Source organism: Flavobacterium sp. CF136, from assembly GCF_000282055.1.
Taxonomy (GTDB): Bacteria; Bacteroidota; Bacteroidia; order Flavobacteriales; family Flavobacteriaceae; genus Flavobacterium.
The window spans coordinates 72,566-92,369 of sequence record NZ_AKJZ01000010.1 but is presented as its reverse complement, the minus strand read 5'-3'; the positions used below and the strand labels follow the sequence as shown (position 1 = coordinate 92,369).

19 protein-coding genes are annotated in these 19,804 nt (G+C 30.7%); 12 read left to right on the top strand and 7 right to left on the bottom strand.

Annotation, left to right across the window (positions count from 1 at the left end; all coding sequences use genetic code 11):
- The first annotated feature begins 25 nt into the window (after positions 1-25).
- Entirely contained in the window at positions 26-952 is a 927-nt protein-coding gene (locus PMI10_RS04070) for a hypothetical protein (RefSeq protein ID WP_007804799.1), read from the top strand.
- Positions 949-2,052: a glycosyltransferase family 2 protein gene (locus tag PMI10_RS04065; protein ID WP_007804797.1), complete on the top strand. Its 1,104-nt coding sequence runs from the start codon at positions 949-951 to the stop codon at positions 2,050-2,052. The genes PMI10_RS04070 and PMI10_RS04065 overlap by 4 nt, the downstream gene beginning before the upstream one ends.
- A gap of 132 nt (positions 2,053-2,184) precedes the next feature.
- On the opposite strand, the gene PMI10_RS04060 is transcribed toward PMI10_RS04065, so the two are convergent.
- The gene (locus tag PMI10_RS04060; RefSeq protein WP_007804795.1) at positions 2,185-2,670 is read right to left on the bottom strand and encodes a hypothetical protein; all 486 of its coding nucleotides are present in this window, start codon (positions 2,668-2,670) and stop codon (positions 2,185-2,187) included.
- 253 nt (positions 2,671-2,923) lie between these two features.
- On the opposite strand from PMI10_RS04060, the gene PMI10_RS04055 reads away from it, so the two are divergent.
- A complete protein-coding gene (locus PMI10_RS04055; RefSeq protein WP_007804793.1) occupies positions 2,924-3,424 on the top strand; it encodes a DUF456 domain-containing protein in 501 nt (166 codons plus the stop codon).
- 281 nt (positions 3,425-3,705) lie between these two features.
- Complete coding sequence (locus PMI10_RS04050) at positions 3,706-4,308, top strand: DUF937 domain-containing protein (protein ID WP_007804791.1); 603 nt, start codon at positions 3,706-3,708, stop codon at positions 4,306-4,308.
- Between the two features lie 18 nt (positions 4,309-4,326).
- On the opposite strand, the gene PMI10_RS04045 is transcribed toward PMI10_RS04050, so the two are convergent.
- From PMI10_RS04045 to xrtF, 6 genes are all read right to left on the bottom strand, one after another.
- On the bottom strand, positions 4,327-5,007 hold the full coding sequence (locus PMI10_RS04045; RefSeq protein WP_007804789.1) for a DedA family protein: 681 nt from the start codon (positions 5,005-5,007) through the stop codon (positions 4,327-4,329).
- 130 nt (positions 5,008-5,137) lie between these two features.
- Positions 5,138-5,479, bottom strand: a complete 342-nt coding sequence (locus tag PMI10_RS04040) for a heavy-metal-associated domain-containing protein (protein WP_007804787.1) — start codon at positions 5,477-5,479, stop codon at positions 5,138-5,140.
- 54 nt (positions 5,480-5,533) lie between these two features.
- Positions 5,534-7,540 carry a TonB-dependent receptor plug domain-containing protein gene (locus PMI10_RS04035; RefSeq protein ID WP_007804784.1) on the bottom strand — a complete coding sequence of 669 codons (2,007 nt, stop codon included), beginning with the start codon at positions 7,538-7,540 and terminating at the stop codon, positions 5,534-5,536.
- Between the two features lie 106 nt (positions 7,541-7,646).
- A complete protein-coding gene (locus PMI10_RS04030) occupies positions 7,647-8,045 on the bottom strand; it encodes an HYC_CC_PP family protein (RefSeq protein WP_007804782.1) in 399 nt (132 codons plus the stop codon).
- Positions 8,046-8,091: 46 nt separating this feature from the next.
- Positions 8,092-8,538 (bottom strand): exosortase F system-associated membrane protein, encoded by a 447-nt coding sequence (locus tag PMI10_RS04025; protein ID WP_007804780.1) that lies wholly within the window; start codon positions 8,536-8,538, stop codon positions 8,092-8,094.
- On the bottom strand, positions 8,528-9,064 hold the full coding sequence (xrtF, locus tag PMI10_RS04020; protein WP_007804778.1) for an exosortase family protein XrtF: 537 nt from the start codon (positions 9,062-9,064) through the stop codon (positions 8,528-8,530). Before xrtF ends, PMI10_RS04025 begins: the two co-directional genes overlap by 11 nt.
- 71 nt (positions 9,065-9,135) lie before the next feature.
- Between xrtF and PMI10_RS04015 the strand changes: the two genes are divergently transcribed.
- From PMI10_RS04015 to PMI10_RS03980, 8 genes are all read left to right on the top strand, one after another.
- A complete protein-coding gene (locus PMI10_RS04015; RefSeq protein WP_007804776.1) occupies positions 9,136-9,606 on the top strand; it encodes a GAF domain-containing protein in 471 nt (156 codons plus the stop codon).
- A 20-nt stretch (positions 9,607-9,626) separates the two neighbouring features.
- Entirely contained in the window at positions 9,627-10,322 is a 696-nt protein-coding gene (locus PMI10_RS04010; RefSeq protein ID WP_007804774.1) for a hypothetical protein, read from the top strand.
- Between the two features lie 217 nt (positions 10,323-10,539).
- A complete protein-coding gene (gene rpsO / locus PMI10_RS04005; RefSeq protein ID WP_007804772.1) occupies positions 10,540-10,806 on the top strand; it encodes a 30S ribosomal protein S15 in 267 nt (88 codons plus the stop codon).
- Between the two features lie 162 nt (positions 10,807-10,968).
- Positions 10,969-13,104 carry a polyribonucleotide nucleotidyltransferase gene (locus PMI10_RS04000; protein WP_007804770.1) on the top strand — a complete coding sequence of 712 codons (2,136 nt, stop codon included), beginning with the start codon at positions 10,969-10,971 and terminating at the stop codon, positions 13,102-13,104.
- A gap of 178 nt (positions 13,105-13,282) precedes the next feature.
- Positions 13,283-14,026 carry a hypothetical protein gene (locus tag PMI10_RS03995; RefSeq protein ID WP_007804768.1) on the top strand — a complete coding sequence of 248 codons (744 nt, stop codon included), beginning with the start codon at positions 13,283-13,285 and terminating at the stop codon, positions 14,024-14,026.
- A gap of 5 nt (positions 14,027-14,031) precedes the next feature.
- Complete coding sequence (locus tag PMI10_RS03990) at positions 14,032-16,812, top strand: TonB-dependent receptor (protein WP_007804765.1); 2,781 nt, start codon at positions 14,032-14,034, stop codon at positions 16,810-16,812.
- 11 nt (positions 16,813-16,823) lie between these two features.
- Positions 16,824-18,023, top strand: coding sequence for a DUF4249 domain-containing protein (locus PMI10_RS03985; protein WP_007804763.1), 1,200 nt, complete (start codon positions 16,824-16,826; stop codon positions 18,021-18,023).
- The gene (locus PMI10_RS03980) at positions 18,011-19,759 is read left to right on the top strand and encodes a hypothetical protein (protein WP_035631338.1); all 1,749 of its coding nucleotides are present in this window, start codon (positions 18,011-18,013) and stop codon (positions 19,757-19,759) included. The genes PMI10_RS03985 and PMI10_RS03980 overlap by 13 nt, the downstream gene beginning before the upstream one ends.
- Positions 19,760-19,804 lie beyond the last annotated feature (45 nt).

Here is a 19,804-nt window from a genome sequence, read left to right as displayed (position 1 = left end):
GCAATAGTTTCCTTTACTTTGCAGCATGATTTCAATTCCTCACAAAGCTAAACAATTCCTCGTTCTTCTGGTCAAACTTTTGATTGTTGGCGGCGCATTTTATTTTATTTATGATCAATTGGCACACAATGAAAAACTCGACTGGCAGAAATTCATTACTTTATTTCGTAAAAACCAATCCGTTTTAGGAATTTCATTCATTTTGCTTTTGAGTGTTCTAAATCGGTATTTCGAAATCCTGAAATGGCAGAATCTTGCCAAAGTTATTAATGAAATTTCAGTTTCAGATGCAACAAGAGAAGTTCTGGCAGCTTTGACAGCAGGAATTTTTACACCAAATGGTTTGGGAGAGTATGCAGGAAAAGCATTATTTTACCCAAAATCAGAAGCCAAAAAAGTAGTTTTCTTAAATTTGATCTGCAATGGAATCCAAATGATTTTAACGGTTGTCTTCGGAACAATTGGCTTATTAATACTCGGATACTGGAAATGGGTTTTAGCAATAATCGGAATATCTATTCTCTTTTTTCTATTTTCTTTCTTTTTTAAAAAAATAAAAATCAAAGGTTATTCGATAGAGAAACTACTTCATAAGATTAATGAAATATCAAAGCCAATTCATCAAAAAAATATTCTTTTGGGCATTTGCCGTTATTTGGTTTTTTCACATCAGTATTACTTTTTGTTTCTGGCTTTTGATGTTGATTTGTCTTATTTTACGTTAATTGCTACAATTTCGGTAGTTTACTTTTTAGCTTCTTCATTACCTACTTTTCAATTTTTAGATTTTGCAGTAAAGGGAAGTGTTGCCATTTATTTCTTCGGAATTTTAGGCGTAAACGAATGGATTGTCGTTTTTATCTCGACCTTAATGTGGTTTTTAAATGTTGTTCTACCGGTGATTTTTGGAAGTTATTATGTGTTGAATTTTAAAACTAAAATTGCAAAATGAGTCTGGTTTTGTTCATCATATTAAAAATTTACGTGATTACAATCGGCCTGCTTGTTTATGGTTTTACCAGAGTAAAAAAATATAAAAAAAAGGGTTTGGAACCTCGAACCAGCTTCACGATTATAGTTCCGTTTAGAAATGAAGCAGAAAATTTACCTAATCTTTTAATCAGTTTTTCCAAGCTTAATTACCCAATCGATTTGTTTGAAGTAGTTTTGGTTGATGATGATTCTCTTGAAAAATTTCAAGTTTCAAATTTCAAACTTCAGATTACAATAATTGATAATATCCGAATTTCATCTTCTCCAAAAAAAGATGCTATTTCGACTGCGATGAAATATGTAAAAACCAATTGGGTTATTACAACAGATGCCGATTGTATTGTACCTGAAAATTGGCTATTGACTTTTGATAATTATATTCAGGAAAATCAGGTTTCTATGCTTGCCGGCGCAGTTACTTATAATTGTGAAAATTCATTTTTGCATCATTTTCAGCAATTAGATCTTACTAGCCTGCAAGGCGCAACGATAGGAAGTTTCGGAATCAAAAAAGCTTTTATGTGCAACGGGGCTAATTTTGCTTACAAGAAAACATTGTTCGAAAAGCTAAATGGTTTTGAAGGAAACAATAAAATTGCCAGCGGTGATGATGTTTTTTTACTGCAAAAAGCGGCAAATTTATTCCCAAATGAAGTTCATTATTTAAAAGCCAAAGAATCGATTGTCAGTACAAAACCAACTCAGGATTGGAAATCATTATTTCACCAAAGAGTACGCTGGGCTGCTAAAACGAGTTCCTATCAAAGCAATTTTGGTAAGTTGTCAGGATTGATTGTTTTCTTTGGAAACTTGTGTTTTGTGATTGGATTTATATTTTTTCTTTTTGGAATTTGGTCCTGGCAGCTTTTAGCCTTATTCACTTTTTTGAAGTTTGTCGTTGATTTTATATTACTTTATATTACAAATCAATTTTTGAAAAACACCCGAATAAAACACTTTATTTTAAGTAGTCTGGTGTATCCTTTTTTTAGCAGTACGGTGGCTTTGTATAGTTTATTTGGTTCTTATGAATGGAAGGAACGACGTTTTAAAGTGTAATTTTCTTGTGAAACCAAAGCCCTAGCCCAGATGGAAGCGGCATCCTTTTTATTTTTTCTTTAAAAATAAAAAGATATAGCGGACAGCTGGAAATAGCTCCTCATAGACAGACTGATTGCAATTTAAGATAATCTATTTGTCGCTTTTTTCTTTTAGGATTACAGGCAGAACAAATTGTGTTTTTACCGGAATTCCGCGTTTGATAGCAGGATTTACTTTTGGGAAATCAACTAAACGAGCATGAAGGATACTGTCTATTTTTATGGTATCGTAAGCCACAGAATCTTTAGGAAATAGTGGTTCGAATTTCATCGTAGAGTTTGGAAACACAGTCACTTTAACTTCTATAGTATCTAACTCAGGATATAAGATAGAAAGTGTATCGAGATCTAATTTTTCCTGAATAAGTTTCGACATAACCTCAAAAAAACATTGTTGACGCTGTTTTTTATCACTGACCTTTTCGCAATCTGCAACAGAGGGGTATTCATCAACTTCATTCCAGTTGATAGATTTTAATTCTTTTTGAAGTAATACTTTTTCAGAAGGAACCTGCTTGTCAAAATATTGACAAGAATTAAAAAATAAAAAAGCTAAAAGAGGAAAAAACTGTTTCAAGATCTTGATGTTGATTGACTAAACTAATATTATGGTATAAAAATACGATATATTTTTTGGAAATTTTAGTATCTCAAAAATCTTCAGATTTTTCTGTGAAATTTATTTTCCCTTGGAAAGAACATTATAATCATTATTTTAATTCAAAAAAGTGGTATCAATTTTCTTGCTATAGAAATTACAACTTTTTTCTTATTACTTTTATAAATGCTGTTCTAAATAGAGCGCTAATTTCAAATTTACAAAAAATATTATGGATTTACTGTTAGTATTATTAGGTTTTATATGCATGATTATTGGCATTTTTGGCAGTTTCATACCTGTTTTACCGGGTTTATCCAGTTGTTGGGTTGGTTTATTATTACTGTATCTGACAAAAGCAGTTGAAAATAATTACTGGGTTTTAGGTATTACTTTTATAATTACGATTGTTATTACGATTTTAGATTATACCATCCCGGCAAAAGGAACAAAACACTTTGGTGGCAGTTCTTACGGTGTTTGGGGGACTAACATTGGTTTAATTATTGGTATTTTTGCTCCTATTCCGTTTGGAGTAATTATTGGACCTTTTGTTGGTGCTTTTGTTGGGGAAATAATTTACGATTCGAAAAATCACAAAAGAGCAATAAAAGCAGCAACGGGATCATTGCTTGGTTTTTTAGCATCGAGTTTTATAAATTTCTTATTTTGCATTGTTTTTTTAGGGCTTTTTCTGAATATAATTTGGCAAAACAGAGGTTTTTTGTTTTAATTACTTCAACTAAATTTAAGCTTTTTCCTATTTTTTAAAAACTTTACCACAAAGTAAAAAATATTTTTTAAATCATTACTGCTCTCTTTTGAGTACTAAGCAGTTATATTTATTGAATATATATTTTTTTGCTCATTAAATTGCAAAAAAACACGAACCAAAATATTTAACTTTATTTTTGGATATGTTAATAAATTTTATATTTTTATCCCGATAAACGATAAAATACCACATTTAATCGATTATTTACAGCGAATATTAATTAATCCAGTAATACAATTATGACCCCAAATCTACAAATTGAACTACGCCGCTTTATTTCTTCAAATGTCATTTCTAAATTAAACAAATTCTATTATGAAAATGATGCTTTACTTATCAAAGCAATTGATGTTTCATTAGGAACTGTTTTAATGGGATGTTACAATAATTTTGATGAAAAATCATTAGAAGAAATGACTGAACTTGTCCAGAATTCGATATTTTACAAAGAAATCGATTTTACTTCTGCCCGAATTTTATCTGTCGATGAAAACTACAAATTAGAAGGAAATTCATTTTTAGAACAGATTTTCACTAATAAAAAAGCCAGGATTACCGAAATGATTTCGAATGAGGTAGGTATAAAAAGTGAAACAGCCCGTGAAGTTCTAAATTTTTCAACCCTATTAATTATATCTTATTTAAAATGTAACGCACAGCTAATTTCAGGTTTAAAATTACTTTTAGACGACCAGAAAAGGGATATCTTAAACAGTATTCCTCCCGGGATTAAAATTATTTTAGGTTTTTCATATTATGAAACTGTAGAAGAAAAAAGCAATACTACTACAACACGTTTTACCAAATCTATTTTTAATCTTTTCGGAAATATTAATTCTTAGTTTTCAATAAATTAAAAACTATATTTTTTCAATTGGTCTTTTCTTTAAAAGTTTTAATAAAACAGGGAATGTCGAAATGATTACGATGATAACAATAATATATTCAATATGTTGTTTCAAATCAATTCCTTGTTTTAAAAACACGCCGTATAAGTAATGCCCGGAGAAAATCAATACAAATGACCATAAAAAGGAACTCAAAATATTGTAAAACATGAATTTCTTTTTATCCATAGAAACTATGCCTGCAATGATTGGAGCAAATGTTCTGAAAATTGGTAAAAACCTTGCATAAATAATTGCTTTACCTCCATACTTTTCGAAAAAATCTTTCGACTGTAAAAGGTATTTCTTCTTGAACCAGAAAGTATCTTCTTTTTTAAACAAATAGTAACCACTTTTTGCGCCAAACCAATATCCTGTCATATTACCAAAGACTCCCATTATTGCTACAGCAATTGAAAGCAAAAGCACATTTAAAAAATCACTTGGAATATAAAAAACATTCTGAATTAAGTCACGGCTGTAAATTCCTGCCAAAAAAAGCAAACTATCTCCCGGTAGAAAAAAACCTGCGAAAAGTCCTGTCTCAGCAAAAACAATAAACAAAACAATAAAAAGACCAATTTGAAAACCTCCGATACTTAAAGTAATATAAAATTCAGGGTTAATTAATTGAGACCAATCAAAATTATTCATAAAATGGTTGGGTTACATTTATAGTTGGTGAAAGTAACAATAATTTACTTTAACCACAATAAAATACGGTATTTTAAAGATAAATTAACTATTAAAAAAGCCCAGGTTTGATAACTTGGGCTTTAGATTATTAATCTCTTTCGTATTTACAACAAGTATGCAAATTATCATAATCTGCCTGAGTCGCTTTGACTTCTTTTGTATCGTGACCAACTTTGGCAATAGCCATATTTAAATCAGCCGGTGATGATTTTTCTTCGTTTAAAATTACAGATAATTGATGTGAAGTAATATCCCAATTGGCTGTTTTTACACCGGGAACGCCATAAGCTGCTTTTTCAATTCGCTTTTTACATTGTTCACAATTACCGTTTACTTCTGTAGTATATTTTAAATTCTTATTTTTTTTACTTTGAGCCTGAGCGGAAAATCCTAAAAAAGTTATCATTGCAATTAAAATTAAATGTTTCATTTTATTAATTATTTATTGTTATTGTAATTGATTTTTGAAATTGATATTGTCTTTTTATTTTATTTTAAATCGTAATCCTGCATAATACATTTGCCCAAAAATTGGAGCGTATGCTATTGAAGCATCAAAGTTAGGGCCAAATGGGTCTTCAGAACCCAAAATAGCTTTTTGCTGTTTATAATTACCTATATTTTCTCCTCCAATATAGACTTCAAAAACAGGCGAAAAAACTCGTGTAACCTGAACATTCATTACAGCATATGAAGGCGAAAAATCAGAAAATTGATCTTCTGGAGAATTTGAAGCCGTATATGGCAATTGTTGTTTTCCTGACCAGTTAAAAGTATAATCAAATTTCCATTGTCGGTTATTATTCAAATTGGTTTCATATTCAAGATTTCCTAAAAAACGATGCTTGGCCTGTAATGGACGCTGAAAAGTACCTCTTAAATAATCAGTCTGAATATCATAATATTTGTAAGCTGTTCGCAAATTCAGATTATGGATCAACTCATAGTTAAACTCAACCTGTAAGCTATTTGCAAATGAATTCCCTTTTAAATTATAGAACAAAACTTCCTGAGGACTTTGCATCAAATCAACAATCGCCTGATTTTGAAAATCAGTTCGATAGAAATCAAAACCTGCTTCTGCATTTTTATTAAAAAGTTTAAATTTCTGAGAAAAACTCAAACCGTAGTTCCATGCAATTTCAGGATTTAAACCATAAATTTTTCCGTTATTATCTAAAATCGAAAAAGTTCTTGAACTCGCGAATAGCTGCTGATTTTCTGCAAAAATATTAGCTGAACGTTTTCCTCTTCCTGCTGAAAAACGAAGTACCCCATCTTTCCATGGATTATATCGCATGCGCAGGCGTGGCGTTACAAAAAAACCTAATCGGTTATGATTATCAACTCTTCCTCCTAATATTAGACTAAAATTGTCTGTGTTGTCATAAGTGTATTCAAAAAATGCTCCAATAGAATTATCAATTCTGTTATAATCATTTGCATTCACAAATTCCTGATATTGATCATATGTAAAATTTAATCCTGTCGTAAATTTATGCATCGTATTATTGATAATCGAATTAAAAATTAAATTCGAATAATAACTGTTTTGCTTAATATTATATTGGTTTAATCCAAAGTAAGATTCCTGGTTATGACTATTAAAAGCATTCTGAAAACCAATGCTCTGATATGGCATATCCTTAAAAACATACCCGATTTTTGTCGAAACATCAAACCGTTCTGTATTGATTTCTGAACCCCAATAATTAGTTGTGCCTTTGTCTCTGTCTTTATCAAAATCAACTTCACCGGTTTGCTTTTTATCATTCATATATCTGAAATTGATAAAACTCACCAAGCCACTTTCCGGATCATAATATTGATACCTGTTTAAAATGTTGATTTGTTTGCCTAATGGATTATCCAAAAACCCGTCATTATTCATATCATTCTTTGCAACACGGGTATTTCCATGAAGAAACAGGCTCGTTGCCCATTTATCAGATATTTTTTTGTTGAAATGTGTATTCAATTCAAAACGGGAATCAGTGGATCCGTAGGCGTTCAAAAAAAATGGAATATCGCTTAAAGGCTTTAAAAGTTCTGTGTTTATTTGGCCTGAAATACTTTCGTAACCATTAATAACACTTCCGGCCCCTTTGGTTATCTGAACACTTTCGATCCAGGTTCCGGGGGTAAATGATAATCCGTAAGCCTGTGAAGCCCCGCGAACCGAAGGAATATTCTCTTCGGTAATCATTAAATAAGGACTCGTCAGCCCTAACATTTTTATTTGTTTTGTTCCTGTTAAAGCATCTGAAAAATTCACATCAATGGATGGGTTTGTCTCAAAACTTTCAGCCAGATTACAACAAGCCGCTTTTAGTAATTCTTTACTTGTAATTACAGTCGTGTTAGCTGTAAGCGTATAGGATTTTTTAATTCCTTTTTGCTTTTTTGTGATTTTCACTTCCTCCAGATTTTCTTGTGAAAACACAGAAACAGAAAGCAAAAACAGGACAAAAAGCACTATGTTTTTTTGCATAAAAAAGATTTTAATGTTATTAGAAACTGTTCTTGAAAATTCTTACTAAGAATAAACAAGCAGCATATACAAGCCATAATTACAACTTGATTCTAACCATTAAAAATCAGGAATAAAAAATATATTGATTATATAACTTAAATAAAGGAGGCGCATTCGCATCAGAATAATACGAAATGATTTGATTTCTCTTGAAATTTGAAATTGCAGGTGAGGTAATTGGTTTGAATTGCTGAATTCCTGCAAGGAAAGCAATTTGAAAAAAGAATATTTTAAAAGTAGCATCATCAGATTTTTTTTCAAAATGAACTACTTTGTCTTTGCAACAAGATGCTTTTTTTTCAGATACACCGCAACATTTTTTTTCAGGAGAAGCTGAGGCTGTTGTATTTAAAGATACTGATGCAATTTTTCCTCCACAATAATGCACATCAAAAGCAAATCCAATGTTGGAAACCAACAAAAGGAACGCTAAAAATAATCCGGTGCATTTTTTTAAATTCATACTGCAAAATTATCTAAAAAAGCTTCAAAAAATATCTAATAAAACGTTATTTTTTTTGATTTTGTTGCTGATAATAAAAAGCCGGAATAAATAACAAGACAAATACTGGCTGAATTATAAATCTTCGGACATAAAAAAGAAGCCAGCTTCCATCAGGATAACATTTAAGGATTAAAAAAAACATCCCGAAAAGTATCACTAAAAAAAACAGATACAAAAATACCGTGAACCTGATAATTTCAGTATCCTTAAACAAAGCGTAGATAAGGGTTACTGATAAAATACCATTTAAAGCATATCGAAATAAAAGTCCTCCAAAAAGTTTAAAAAAATCAACCTCAGGAAAAGGTAAACTTTTAAAATCTGAATCAAAATAAATCAAAAAAGGGTCATAAAACAGCTCTTTTTCAAAAGCCCTCACAGCTCCAAAGCAGATTACAATAAAAATTGCAATTATAATTTTGAATTTATGCTCTCTGATTTTATTTAGCATATTTTGAAAATTTATTTACCCATATAACCCATAAAATAAAGACCAGTCCATAAATAATTAAAGGAAAAAGAACTCCGTGTAAAATATGTTCCTTTTCAGGATAACGAAATAATAAAACTGTCAATAAAGCAATTCTAATCACATTTAAAACATAAATAAAAAGAACTCCTGACAAAATAAAAAGCAATGTGGTTTTAAATTTTCCTGAAAAAGCAATCACAAAAGAAATAAATAAAATAATGACACTTACAGCATTGCAGCCTTCTACGATTTTTAAAATGAAATGTTTATTATACCAAACCTCTAAATATGGCTCCGATAAACTTTTCTGAATTAAGATATCACAATTAAACAAATGCATCAAGGAACCAACATTATGGCCAACAACATTTGTTATTCCATCAATATCATTCGTCGAAAAACTGTTCAAATAGAGCTTATAAACTACTGTAAGCAAGATATAAGCGGCAAAAAAAGTACCTATAAAAATAAGGAATGGCTTAAATTGTACTAAATATTTTTTCAAGAGATTTTTTTTTCAAATTTATGTATTTTTTGAGTTCAGCTTTAAATACTTTTGTATAAAATTTTCATATTATGACTTTTCAGGAATTACAACCAAAAATAAGCACTATTGTAGCTGATACAAATAGCAACAGAGATGAAAAACTACTAGCTATTTGCCAATTATTAAACGAAAACGTAGAATATTATAATTGGGTAGGTTTTTATTTTGCCAATCATGAGAACAAAACTTTACATTTAGGTCCATACGTAGGTGCTGAAACAGACCATACCGTAATTCCTTTTGGAAAAGGCATTTGTGGCCAGGTTGCAGAAAGTAATGCAAATTTTGTAGTTCCGGATGTTGCTGCTCAAGACAATTACATCGCATGCAGCTTTACAGTAAAATCTGAAATCGTAGTTCCTTTATTTGTTAACGGAAAAAACATTGGTCAGATTGATATTGACAGTCACGTTATAGATCCTTTCACGGAAGCTGACGAGCGATTTTTGGAGTTTGTTAATCAAGAAGTTGCTAAGTTATTCCAGAAGACCTATTTTTAATGTATAAAAAATAGATCTGAATGAAAAAAAATATATTCATCATATTTCTTCTTGTAAGTTCAGTCAGTCTATTTGGGCAAATTAATATTGTTTCAAAGAAAATTTTTCTTGACTCATTAAATCGTGAAGCTACACCCGAAAATTATGTTTATACCAGAGTAATTAGTAATTATTCTCAAAAAAGCGAACGCTACGTTGTAACCGATTTTTACAAAAACGGAAGAAAGAAAATGACGGGCTGCACTTTAGATAAAGATATTTTAAAAAAGGATGGCGAATTTATTTATTATTACAAAAACGGATCAAAGGAATCTGTTGTAAATTATTCAGAAGATCATAAATCAGGCAAAGAAATTAATTGGTATGAAAACCAAAGTAAAAAGTCTGAGAAACAGAATATCTGGAATCAAAAAACGAAAACTTCTCAAACTTTAATTCTTAATTTTTGGGATGAAAATAAAAATCAAATCGTAACTGATGGAAACGGAGAATATGAAGAAACAGATAAATTTATAACACAAAAAGGATTTCTTAAAAACGGTTTAAAACAAGGTATCTGGCAGGGAAATGATACTGCACGTAAAATTTCATTTACAGATAATTATGATCGGGGAATTTTAATTACGGGAGAAAGCATAGACGAAAACAACGTAAAATTGTCCTATTCTTCTTTAAATGAAAAACAAACTGGCAAAAAAGTTCAGAAATTAAAATAAATTGTCGTTTGAAATTAATCTTAAAAACCACTACAAATAGGTGTTTTTAAAAATCAAACACCCTTAAAATCAACAAAAAAGGATTAATTTTATCTAAAATTGTTTAATCTTTAAATTTTTCAATCTTTAAATTTATTTTTTCGAAAAAAAGATGTATTTTTGCACCCGTCTTACAAAAGTTGTATGACATACATAAAAATCATTAAATAATATTGGAATGTATTTAACTAAAGAAAAGAAAGAAGAGATTTTCGCTCAACACGGTGGAGCAACAAACACTGGAAGCGCAGAAGGTCAGATTGCATTGTTCACTTACAGAATTTCACACTTAACTGAGCACTTGAAAAAAAATCGTCACGATTACAACACTGAGCGTTCACTGGTACTATTAGTAGGTAAAAGAAGAGCTTTGTTGGATTACTTGAAAAAGAAAGAGATCAACAGATATCGTGAGATTATCAAAGTATTGAATATCAGAAAATAATCAATATAAAAAAGAGGTGCGAGAGTGCCTCTTTTTGTTTTTACATTACAAGCATTTTACACTAAAAAAAGTTTGGTTTTTCATTGGGTTTTAGAAACAACAACTACACACAACAACTACAACACAACTAAAACCCATTTATAACCAATAAGGAAAAAATTTATGATTCCACAATTATTTGTAGAAAAAATCGATTTAGGTGATGGCAGAAGCATCACAATCGAGACAGGACGTTTAGCCAAACAAGCTGATGGTTCTGTAGTAGTAAGAATGGGCGACACGATGATACTTGCAACTGCAGTTTCAGCACGTAGCGCCAACCCAGCGGTAGACTTTTTACCATTAACAGTAGATTACCGCGAAAAATTTGCAGCCGCTGGTCGTTTTCCAGGTGGTTTTTTCAAAAGAGAAGCTCGTCCAAGTGATAGCGAAGTATTAACAATGAGATTGGTAGACCGTGTTTTACGTCCGCTTTTCCCAGACGATTATCATGCTGAAACACAAGTTATGATTCAGTTAATGTCTCATGACGAAGAAGTTATGCCGGATGCATTAGCTGGTTTAGCTGCATCAGCAGCATTAGCAGTTTCAGACATTCCGTTTTATAACTTAATTTCTGAAGTACGTGTTGCACGTGTTGACGGGAAATTTGTAATCAACCCAAGCAGAGAAGACTTAGCAAAATCTGATATCGATATGATGATTGGTGCTTCTATGGATTCTGTGGCAATGGTTGAAGGTGAGATGAAAGAAATTTCAGAAGCAGAAATGGTTGAGGCCATCAAATTTGCTCACGAAGCTATTAAAGTTCAGATTCAGGCACAACTACGTTTACAGGCCGCTTTTGGTAAAAAAGAAATTCGTACTTACGAAGGTGAGAAAGAAAACGAAGAAATCTACAAAAAAGTAAAAGCTGCTGCATACGATAAAATATATGCTATTGCAAAAGTCGGTTCAGCTAAACATGAAAGAACTGCAGCATTTGCTGAAGTTAAAGAAGAAGTTAAAGCTTTATTTACTGAAGAAGAATTAGCTGCTGATGGAGATTTAGTTTCTAAATATTTCTACAAAACAAACAAAGAAGCTGTTCGTAACGTAGTATTAGAATTAGGCGTTCGTTTAGATGGCAGAAAAACTACAGATATCAGACCAATCTGGTGTGAAGTTGATTATTTACCAAGAGTTCATGGTTCTTCTTTATTTACTCGTGGAGAAACTCAGGCTTTAGCAACAGTTACTCTAGGAACTTCCAGAGAAGCTAACCAAATTGATTCTCCATCTGAACAAGGTGAAGAGAAATTCTACTTACACTATAACTTCCCTCCTTTCTCAACTGGTGAAGCAAAACCTCTAAGAGGAACTTCAAGAAGAGAAGTTGGTCACGGTAACTTAGCTCAAAGAGCTTTGAAAAATATGATTCCTGTTGATTGTCCTTATACTATCCGTATTGTTTCTGAAGTTTTAGAATCTAATGGTTCTTCTTCTATGGCAACTGTTTGTGCCGGAACAATGGCTTTGATGGATGCTGGGGTTCAAATGGTAAAACCGGTTTCCGGAATTGCTATGGGATTAATTACTGATGGCGAGAAATTTGCTGTATTGTCTGATATTTTAGGTGATGAAGATCATTTAGGGGATATGGACTTTAAAGTAACAGGAACTGCTGACGGTATTACTGCTTGTCAAATGGACATTAAAATTGATGGTTTACGTTATGATATTATGGAGCAGGCTTTAGGGCAGGCGCGTGAAGGACGTTTACATATTTTAGGAAAATTAACTGAAACTATTGCTGCACCAAGAGCTGACGTAAAAGCACATGCGCCAAAAATTATTACCAGAACTATTCCTGGAAACTTTATTGGAGCATTAATTGGACCTGGTGGAAAAGTAATTCAGGAATTACAAAAAGCTACCGGAACTACTATTGTTATCAATGAAGTTGATGAACAAGGTGTTATTGAAATCTTAGGTACAGATCCTGCGGGAATTGAAGCGGTATTGGCAAAAATCCAATCTATTACTTTCAAACCTCAAATGGGAGAAGCTTACGAAGTTAAAGTAATTAAAATGCTTGATTTTGGAGCTGTAGTAGAATATACGGCTGCACCAGGAAATGAAGTATTGCTTCACGTATCTGAGCTAGCTTGGGAACGTACTGAAAATGTTACAGATGTAGTTAATATGGGTGATGTTTTTCAAGTTAAATATCTTGGTCTTGATCCAAAAACCAGAAAAGAAAAAGTATCAAGAAAAGCACTTCTTCCAAGACCTCCACGTGAGGAGAAAAAAGAGTAATCAGATCTTAGTTTACTAAAGGTTTATTTATAGAAAACCCCAATTCAAATTTATGAATTGGGGTTTTTCGTTTAAAAAAACAAATCGTTTTATTACAATTTAACAGAAATACACAAAATTTATAACATTTTTTTAATACTTTTGAAACAGCCAAAACAACTATTAAAACCATAAATCTTTGAAAAATTATCAAAAAAAATCTACATTACTTGTTTTATTTGGATTATTCTTAAGCATTTACTCAATTCACAGCCAAACCAATAATGACATTACTACCTATAATTGGTTTGATAAAACAATAGGGAGAAAAAATTTAGATATTGTTAATGGCATACCACATACTAATCCTTACAGAACTGTTGAAGGCAATCATTTGTATTATATTGATCAATATGAATTAGGAAATATTACCTATGAAGGACAATCTTATTATAATGTAAAACTGAAATATGACATTTACAGAGACATTTTAGTTTTGAATCCTTTTGGTGAATCAGAAAATATTGGAATCAATGTTATTACTGCTAAAGTGGAATCTTTTTCTATTAAAGACAAAAATTTCGTTAACATCGACAAAAAAGATCCTACTGTTCCCGAATTTACACCTGGTTATTACGAAGAAAATAAAATCGCCCCTGATTTTATATTTTATATTAAACATCATAAAGACCAACAAAAAGTTGTTACTGAGGGGATGTTATTTTATACATTTAAAGAGAATACTTCATTTTATCTGAATCTAAAAAATAAAATATATCCAGTCAAAAATAAAAACAACATTATTAAACTGTTTCCGGAACAAAAAAAACAAATCAATGGGTTTTATTTAATGAATAGAGAACTTAAGAAATCTGACGAAAATCAATTTATGGGAAATTTGATGAAATACATTAACAATTCTCTTTCAGTTCAAACCAAATAAAACAAATGAAAAAATTTATACTTGCTTTAGTTATTTTATTCTCATTTCAATTATCGGCTCAAAACTCGAATGAGAAAATATCAATTACATTTAAAGATGACACTTTAGAAAGTGCCCTAAAGGCAATCGAAGCCTCAACTTCTTATAAATTCTATTTTGATCCGACTTGGGTTGGCTCAAATAAAGATTTGATCACTGGAACTTATACTGATATTAAAATTGATGAGTTATTGGATAAAATTTTAAGCAAAACTGATTTAAATTTTATTATCCTGAAAAGCAAAGTGATACTGACATTAAACAGTACAATTCACGATGATCTGCCAGCTAATTATTTTCCTGATGCTCCAATAGAAACAATAAATAATGAAGCCAATTCTACTGATAATCCTATTTTTTATCAACAGTATGATTCATTAAACAGTTACAGCGTTACAAAAAAAACTTCTATAATTTTTATTGGCAAAGAAAATAAAAACTTAACGAAGAAAAATTTCACCATTTCAGGATCTGTAAAAAATGCCGAAACAGGAAAACCTGAAGCTAATATCTATATTAAAGTAAAAAACAAAAACATTAGTACTTCTAGTGATTCTTATGGAAATTATACCTTACAACTTCCTCGCGGAATAAATGTTATCGAAATAAAATCGCTAAGCCATAAAGAAGTAACAAAAACTTTAATGGTTTATGACGATGGTACTTTTGATGTTAATGTAAATGACAAATCAAATCAGTTAGATGAAGTCGTAATTAATAAGAAAGGAAAAAAACAAACCGAAACTACGGTTTCAGGTTTAGTATCAATTGACATTGAAGGAATAAAAAATGTACCGTTAATTCTTGGTGAAAGAGACATTTTAAAAGTTGCAACTACTTTTCCCGGTATTAAAACTACCGGTGAAGGATCGGCTGGATTTAATGTTAGAGGTGGAAAAGATGATCAGAACCTGATTCTTTTAGACAATGCTGTACTTTATAATCCTCAGCATTTTTTAGGCTTTTTCTCTGCTATAAATCCTTATACAGCAAAAAAAGCTGATATCTACAAAGGGAGTATTCCTGCCGATTTTGGAGGAAGATTATCTTCTGTTTTTGATATTACAACAAAAAATGGGAATCCGGAAAAATTTTCGGGTGAAGGAGCTATAGGGCCAATTACATCAAATCTTACACTTAGTTTACCAATCCAAAAAAACAAATCGAGTATTATTTTTGGTGGACGTGCAACATACTCTGATTGGATTTTAAAATCTTTGGATGATGAAAACCTAAAAAATAGTCAAGCTGGTTTTTATGATGGAATCCTTAAATACAACAATGCAATTAATAGCAATAATAATATTGAGGCAACTGCCTATTATAGTCATGACCGTTTTAGTTTAAGTTCAGACTCTATTTACAAATACAGCAATAGACTTGCATCTTTAAAATGGGATCATACTTTTAACAAAAAAAGCAAAGCTTCCTTGATTTTTACAAATAGTGAATATAAGTTTAATATTGATTATGATGCAGATGATATTAATGCTTTTGATTTTGGTTACAAAATAAACGAATCACAATTGCAGTTAAAATTCAATTATTTACTTACTCCAAAACATACTTTATCGTACGGTATTGCCAGTAAATTATACAATATTTCCCCAGGATATCAACATCCTAAAAATCCTGATGCTACCTTAATTTCGAGAGATATTGAAAAAGAAAGAGCTTTGGAATCAGCTGTTTATTTAGCAGACAGTTTTAAATTTAGCGATAAATTACTGATTGATTTAGGCTTAAGATATTCTTATTACGCAGCTTTGGGAGAGGCCAATGTAAATACTTACCAAGATGGTTTGCCACTTAGCGACGAAACTATAACAGGAACAGAACATTATAAGAAAAATGAAGTTATAAAAACCTATGGTGGACTTGAGCCTCGTTTGGCGGCACGTTATTTTATTACCGAAGATTTTTCGATAAAAGCCGGTTATGATATGACGAGACAATACATTCATCTTTTATCAAGTAATACAACACAATCACCAACAGATACCTGGAAATTATCTGATACAAACGTAGCTCCTCAAACAGCACAACAGGTTTCATTAGGTCTTTTCAAAACTTTAAAGGATGAGGAATATGAAGTTAGTTTAGAAGGATATTACAAAAAGTCTAAAAACATTCTTGATTATAAAGTTGGGGCACAAATCGTATTAAACGAGAATGTTGAAACTGAATTATTACAAGGTGAAGGAAAAGCGTACGGGATTGAATTTTTATTAAAGAAAACAACAGGAAGATTAAACGGTTGGATTGGATATACCTATTCTCGTACAATGATTAAACTTAACAGTCAATTCAGTTCAGAAATCGTAAATAATGGTAATTTTTTTCCTGCGAATTTTGACAAACCTCATGATTTGAGTGCTATTTTGAATTATAAATTTACAAGACGTTATAGTTTATCGACTAACTTTTTATACCAAACCGGAAGACCTATAACGTACCCAATTGGAACATTTCATTATGGAGATGCAGATTATACATTATATAGTGATCGAAATGCTTATAGGATACCGGCCTATATTCGTTTAGATATTGGAATCAACATTGAAGGAAATCACAAAATAAAAAAACTTGCACATAGTTTTTGGAATATATCGGTTTATAATGTTTTAGGAAGAAATAATCCATATTCTATTTATTTTGTTACTGATCAAAGCGGAAAAGTGAAGGGATATAAAACATCTATTTTCTCAATACCTGTACCAAGTATTACGTATAATTTTAAATTTTAACAACATAACAAATGGATTTAAAAAAAATAAAAACCATCTATATATATCAAACATTTCTATTATTGATTATAAGTTCAATTGTTGTTGGTTGTAGTGAAACATATAATTTACAAACCAATAATTATGAAGAATTATTAGTCGTAGAAGCAACGATAACTAACGAACTAAAAAAACAAGAGATAAAAATTACTAAGACATCTAAGTTTGAAGATGAAGATGTTAAAGTAGAACTTGGAGCAAGTGTAAATGTTTATGACAACAAGGGTAATAATTATATATTTAATGAAGAATCCGGAATTTATGTCTCTGAAAATGAATTTCAGGCGGAACCCAACACACTATATAAACTTAATATCATTACCTCCAATGGAAAAAGATATGAATCATCAAACCAAAATTTAACTACAGAAAACGAAATAGAAAGTATTAACCCAGAGATTGTTAACAAAAATGAAGGAAGAGGTGTAGAAATAAATATAAAAAGTTATGACCCCACAAACACTTCAAAATATTACAGATATAAATATGAAGAAACTTACAAAATAATTACTCCAAGATGGAGTGATAAAAAAGCAGTTGTAATTGGTCCACAAGAAATTGCCTTGGAAGAAAATTCCCTAAATACTAAAACCTGTTACACTACCAAAAAATCAAATGATATAATTTTAACAAATACTGTAAATTTAAATGAAGATAGAGTGAATTTTCCCGTAAGATTCATTAGTGATCAAAACTATATTATTAGTCATCGATATAGCATACTTGTGACACAGTATGTACAAAATTTTGAATCTTACAATTTTTATAGAATAATGAAAGAAATATCAAGTAATGCTAGTGTTTTATCACCAAGACAGCCTGGCATACTTAATGGTAATATTAAATGTCTAACTAATAATGATGAAAAAGTAATAGGCTTTTTTGATGTTTCATCTGCGTCGTCGAAAAGAATATTTTTCAATTATAAAGACTTATTTCCAGGAGAAGAAATTCCTCCATACTTCACTGACTGTACATTATCTAATTACAAATTTTGTTTTGGTTTTGGAGATCCTCCTTGTATGGGGTATGCATTAATTAATGGATTGAAGAGTAATAGTATAACGTATTTTTTTTTAAATCCTGAAATAGACTATATTATGGCACCAGTAGAATGCGGGGACTGTACATCATTTTCATCTAACATAATACCACCATTTTGGACAGAATAAAACACCTAATTGTATTGTTTGTACTCGTAAGTACACAATTCAGCAGCGCACAACAAACCATCACTTTAGATGAAACTGTTTTCATTCACGCCAATGCTACTACATTTGTTTCGGGTGAAACTTTATTGTATAAAATTTATTGTTTAAAAGCAACAGACAAAACGCCAAGTAATATTAGTAAAGTTGCTTATGCAGAACTTGTAGACAACAATAAAAAATCAGTTTTTAAGACTAAAATTTCCTTAGAAAATGCAAATGGTCAGGGTGATTATTTTATTCCTACGACTTTAAAAACCGGAAACTATAAGTTAATTGGTTACACTAACTGGATGCTTAACAAACGCGTTTCTGAACTATTTCAAATAGACATCAATATCATTAATCCTTATAAAACAACAGAAAAAGATTTAGGTGAAAATATTTTAAATGTGAATGCTGAAGCATTAGGCAATACTGAAAATACGCCTATAAAAACAAGCACCACTAATGAAAACATCAGTTTTAAATTCAATAAAAAAACATTTACAAATCGTGAATTAGTCGATTTAAAAATTGAATCTTCAAATGTGACTTTCGAAAATGGGAATTATTCTTTGTCAGTAAGAAAACTAGACAACATCCCATCAAAAAGTCAAATCTCTGCTATAGATTTTAGCGAAAAATTATCCTATCCAATAGTATTGGATTTACAGAATAACCAAAAAATAATTTTACCTGAACTTAGAGGAGAAATTATTTCAGGAAAAATTTTGTCAAGAAATAATAATGTTAAAATTGAAGACGTGAGCGTTTGTTTATCTCTTCCTGGCAAATCGTTTGCTTTTAAAGTAGTTAAAACAGATCATGACGGAAATTTTATTTTCAATATAAGCAAAACTTATTATACGCCAGATATCGTTGTTCAGATTATTGATGAAAAAGCCTCCAATTACGACTTGATAGTAAACAATGCGCCTGCAATAGACTATGCACAATTATCTTATGGGCAAAACAAAAATTTATCATACGCCATTAAAGAAAGTCTTTTAGACAGATCGATTTCCAGTCAGGTTGAAAATGCATATTATCATAAAAAGGCAGATAATATTAAGAAAACACCAACACTTGAAACTTTTTACTATCCTCTTGCTAAAGAGTATGTTTTAGACGATTTTACCCGATTTAAAACTTTAAAAGAAACTATAACTGAAGTTACTACAGAGATTTATCACAAACAAAAAGATGATAAACTATATCTGCATGTAAATGATCCAAGTGTTTTTCCTCAATTACCTGAACCTGCATTAGTTTTGGTTGATGGATTATACTTAGAAAATCAAAATGATTTGATTAATTATAGCATGAAAAATATTTATAAAATTGATGTTATCGTTGGAAGATATTATGCAGGTTCAAAATCTTTTAATGGTTTAATTAGTTTTACCACGTTTGATAAGGATTTTAAGAGCACACAAAGCGGAAGTTCAATAGCAAAACCTATTGTGTTAAGACCGCAACCAAAAAAAACATACAACAAAATCGAATATAGTAACTTAGCTGATAACGCAAGAATTCCTGATTTTAGAAATCAATTATTCTGGAATCCGGAAGTTAAGTTAAATAGCCAAAGCAATAATTCATTTTACACTTCGGATCTTTCCGGAACATATGAAATAAGACTTGAAGGTTTCGCAAACAATGGATTGCCGGTTTCTTTAAAAGAAATTATTGAAGTGAAAGATTCAACTTCAAATTAAAACTCTAATTATTAAATAAAAATTTCCGTTTCAATCCTATCTGAT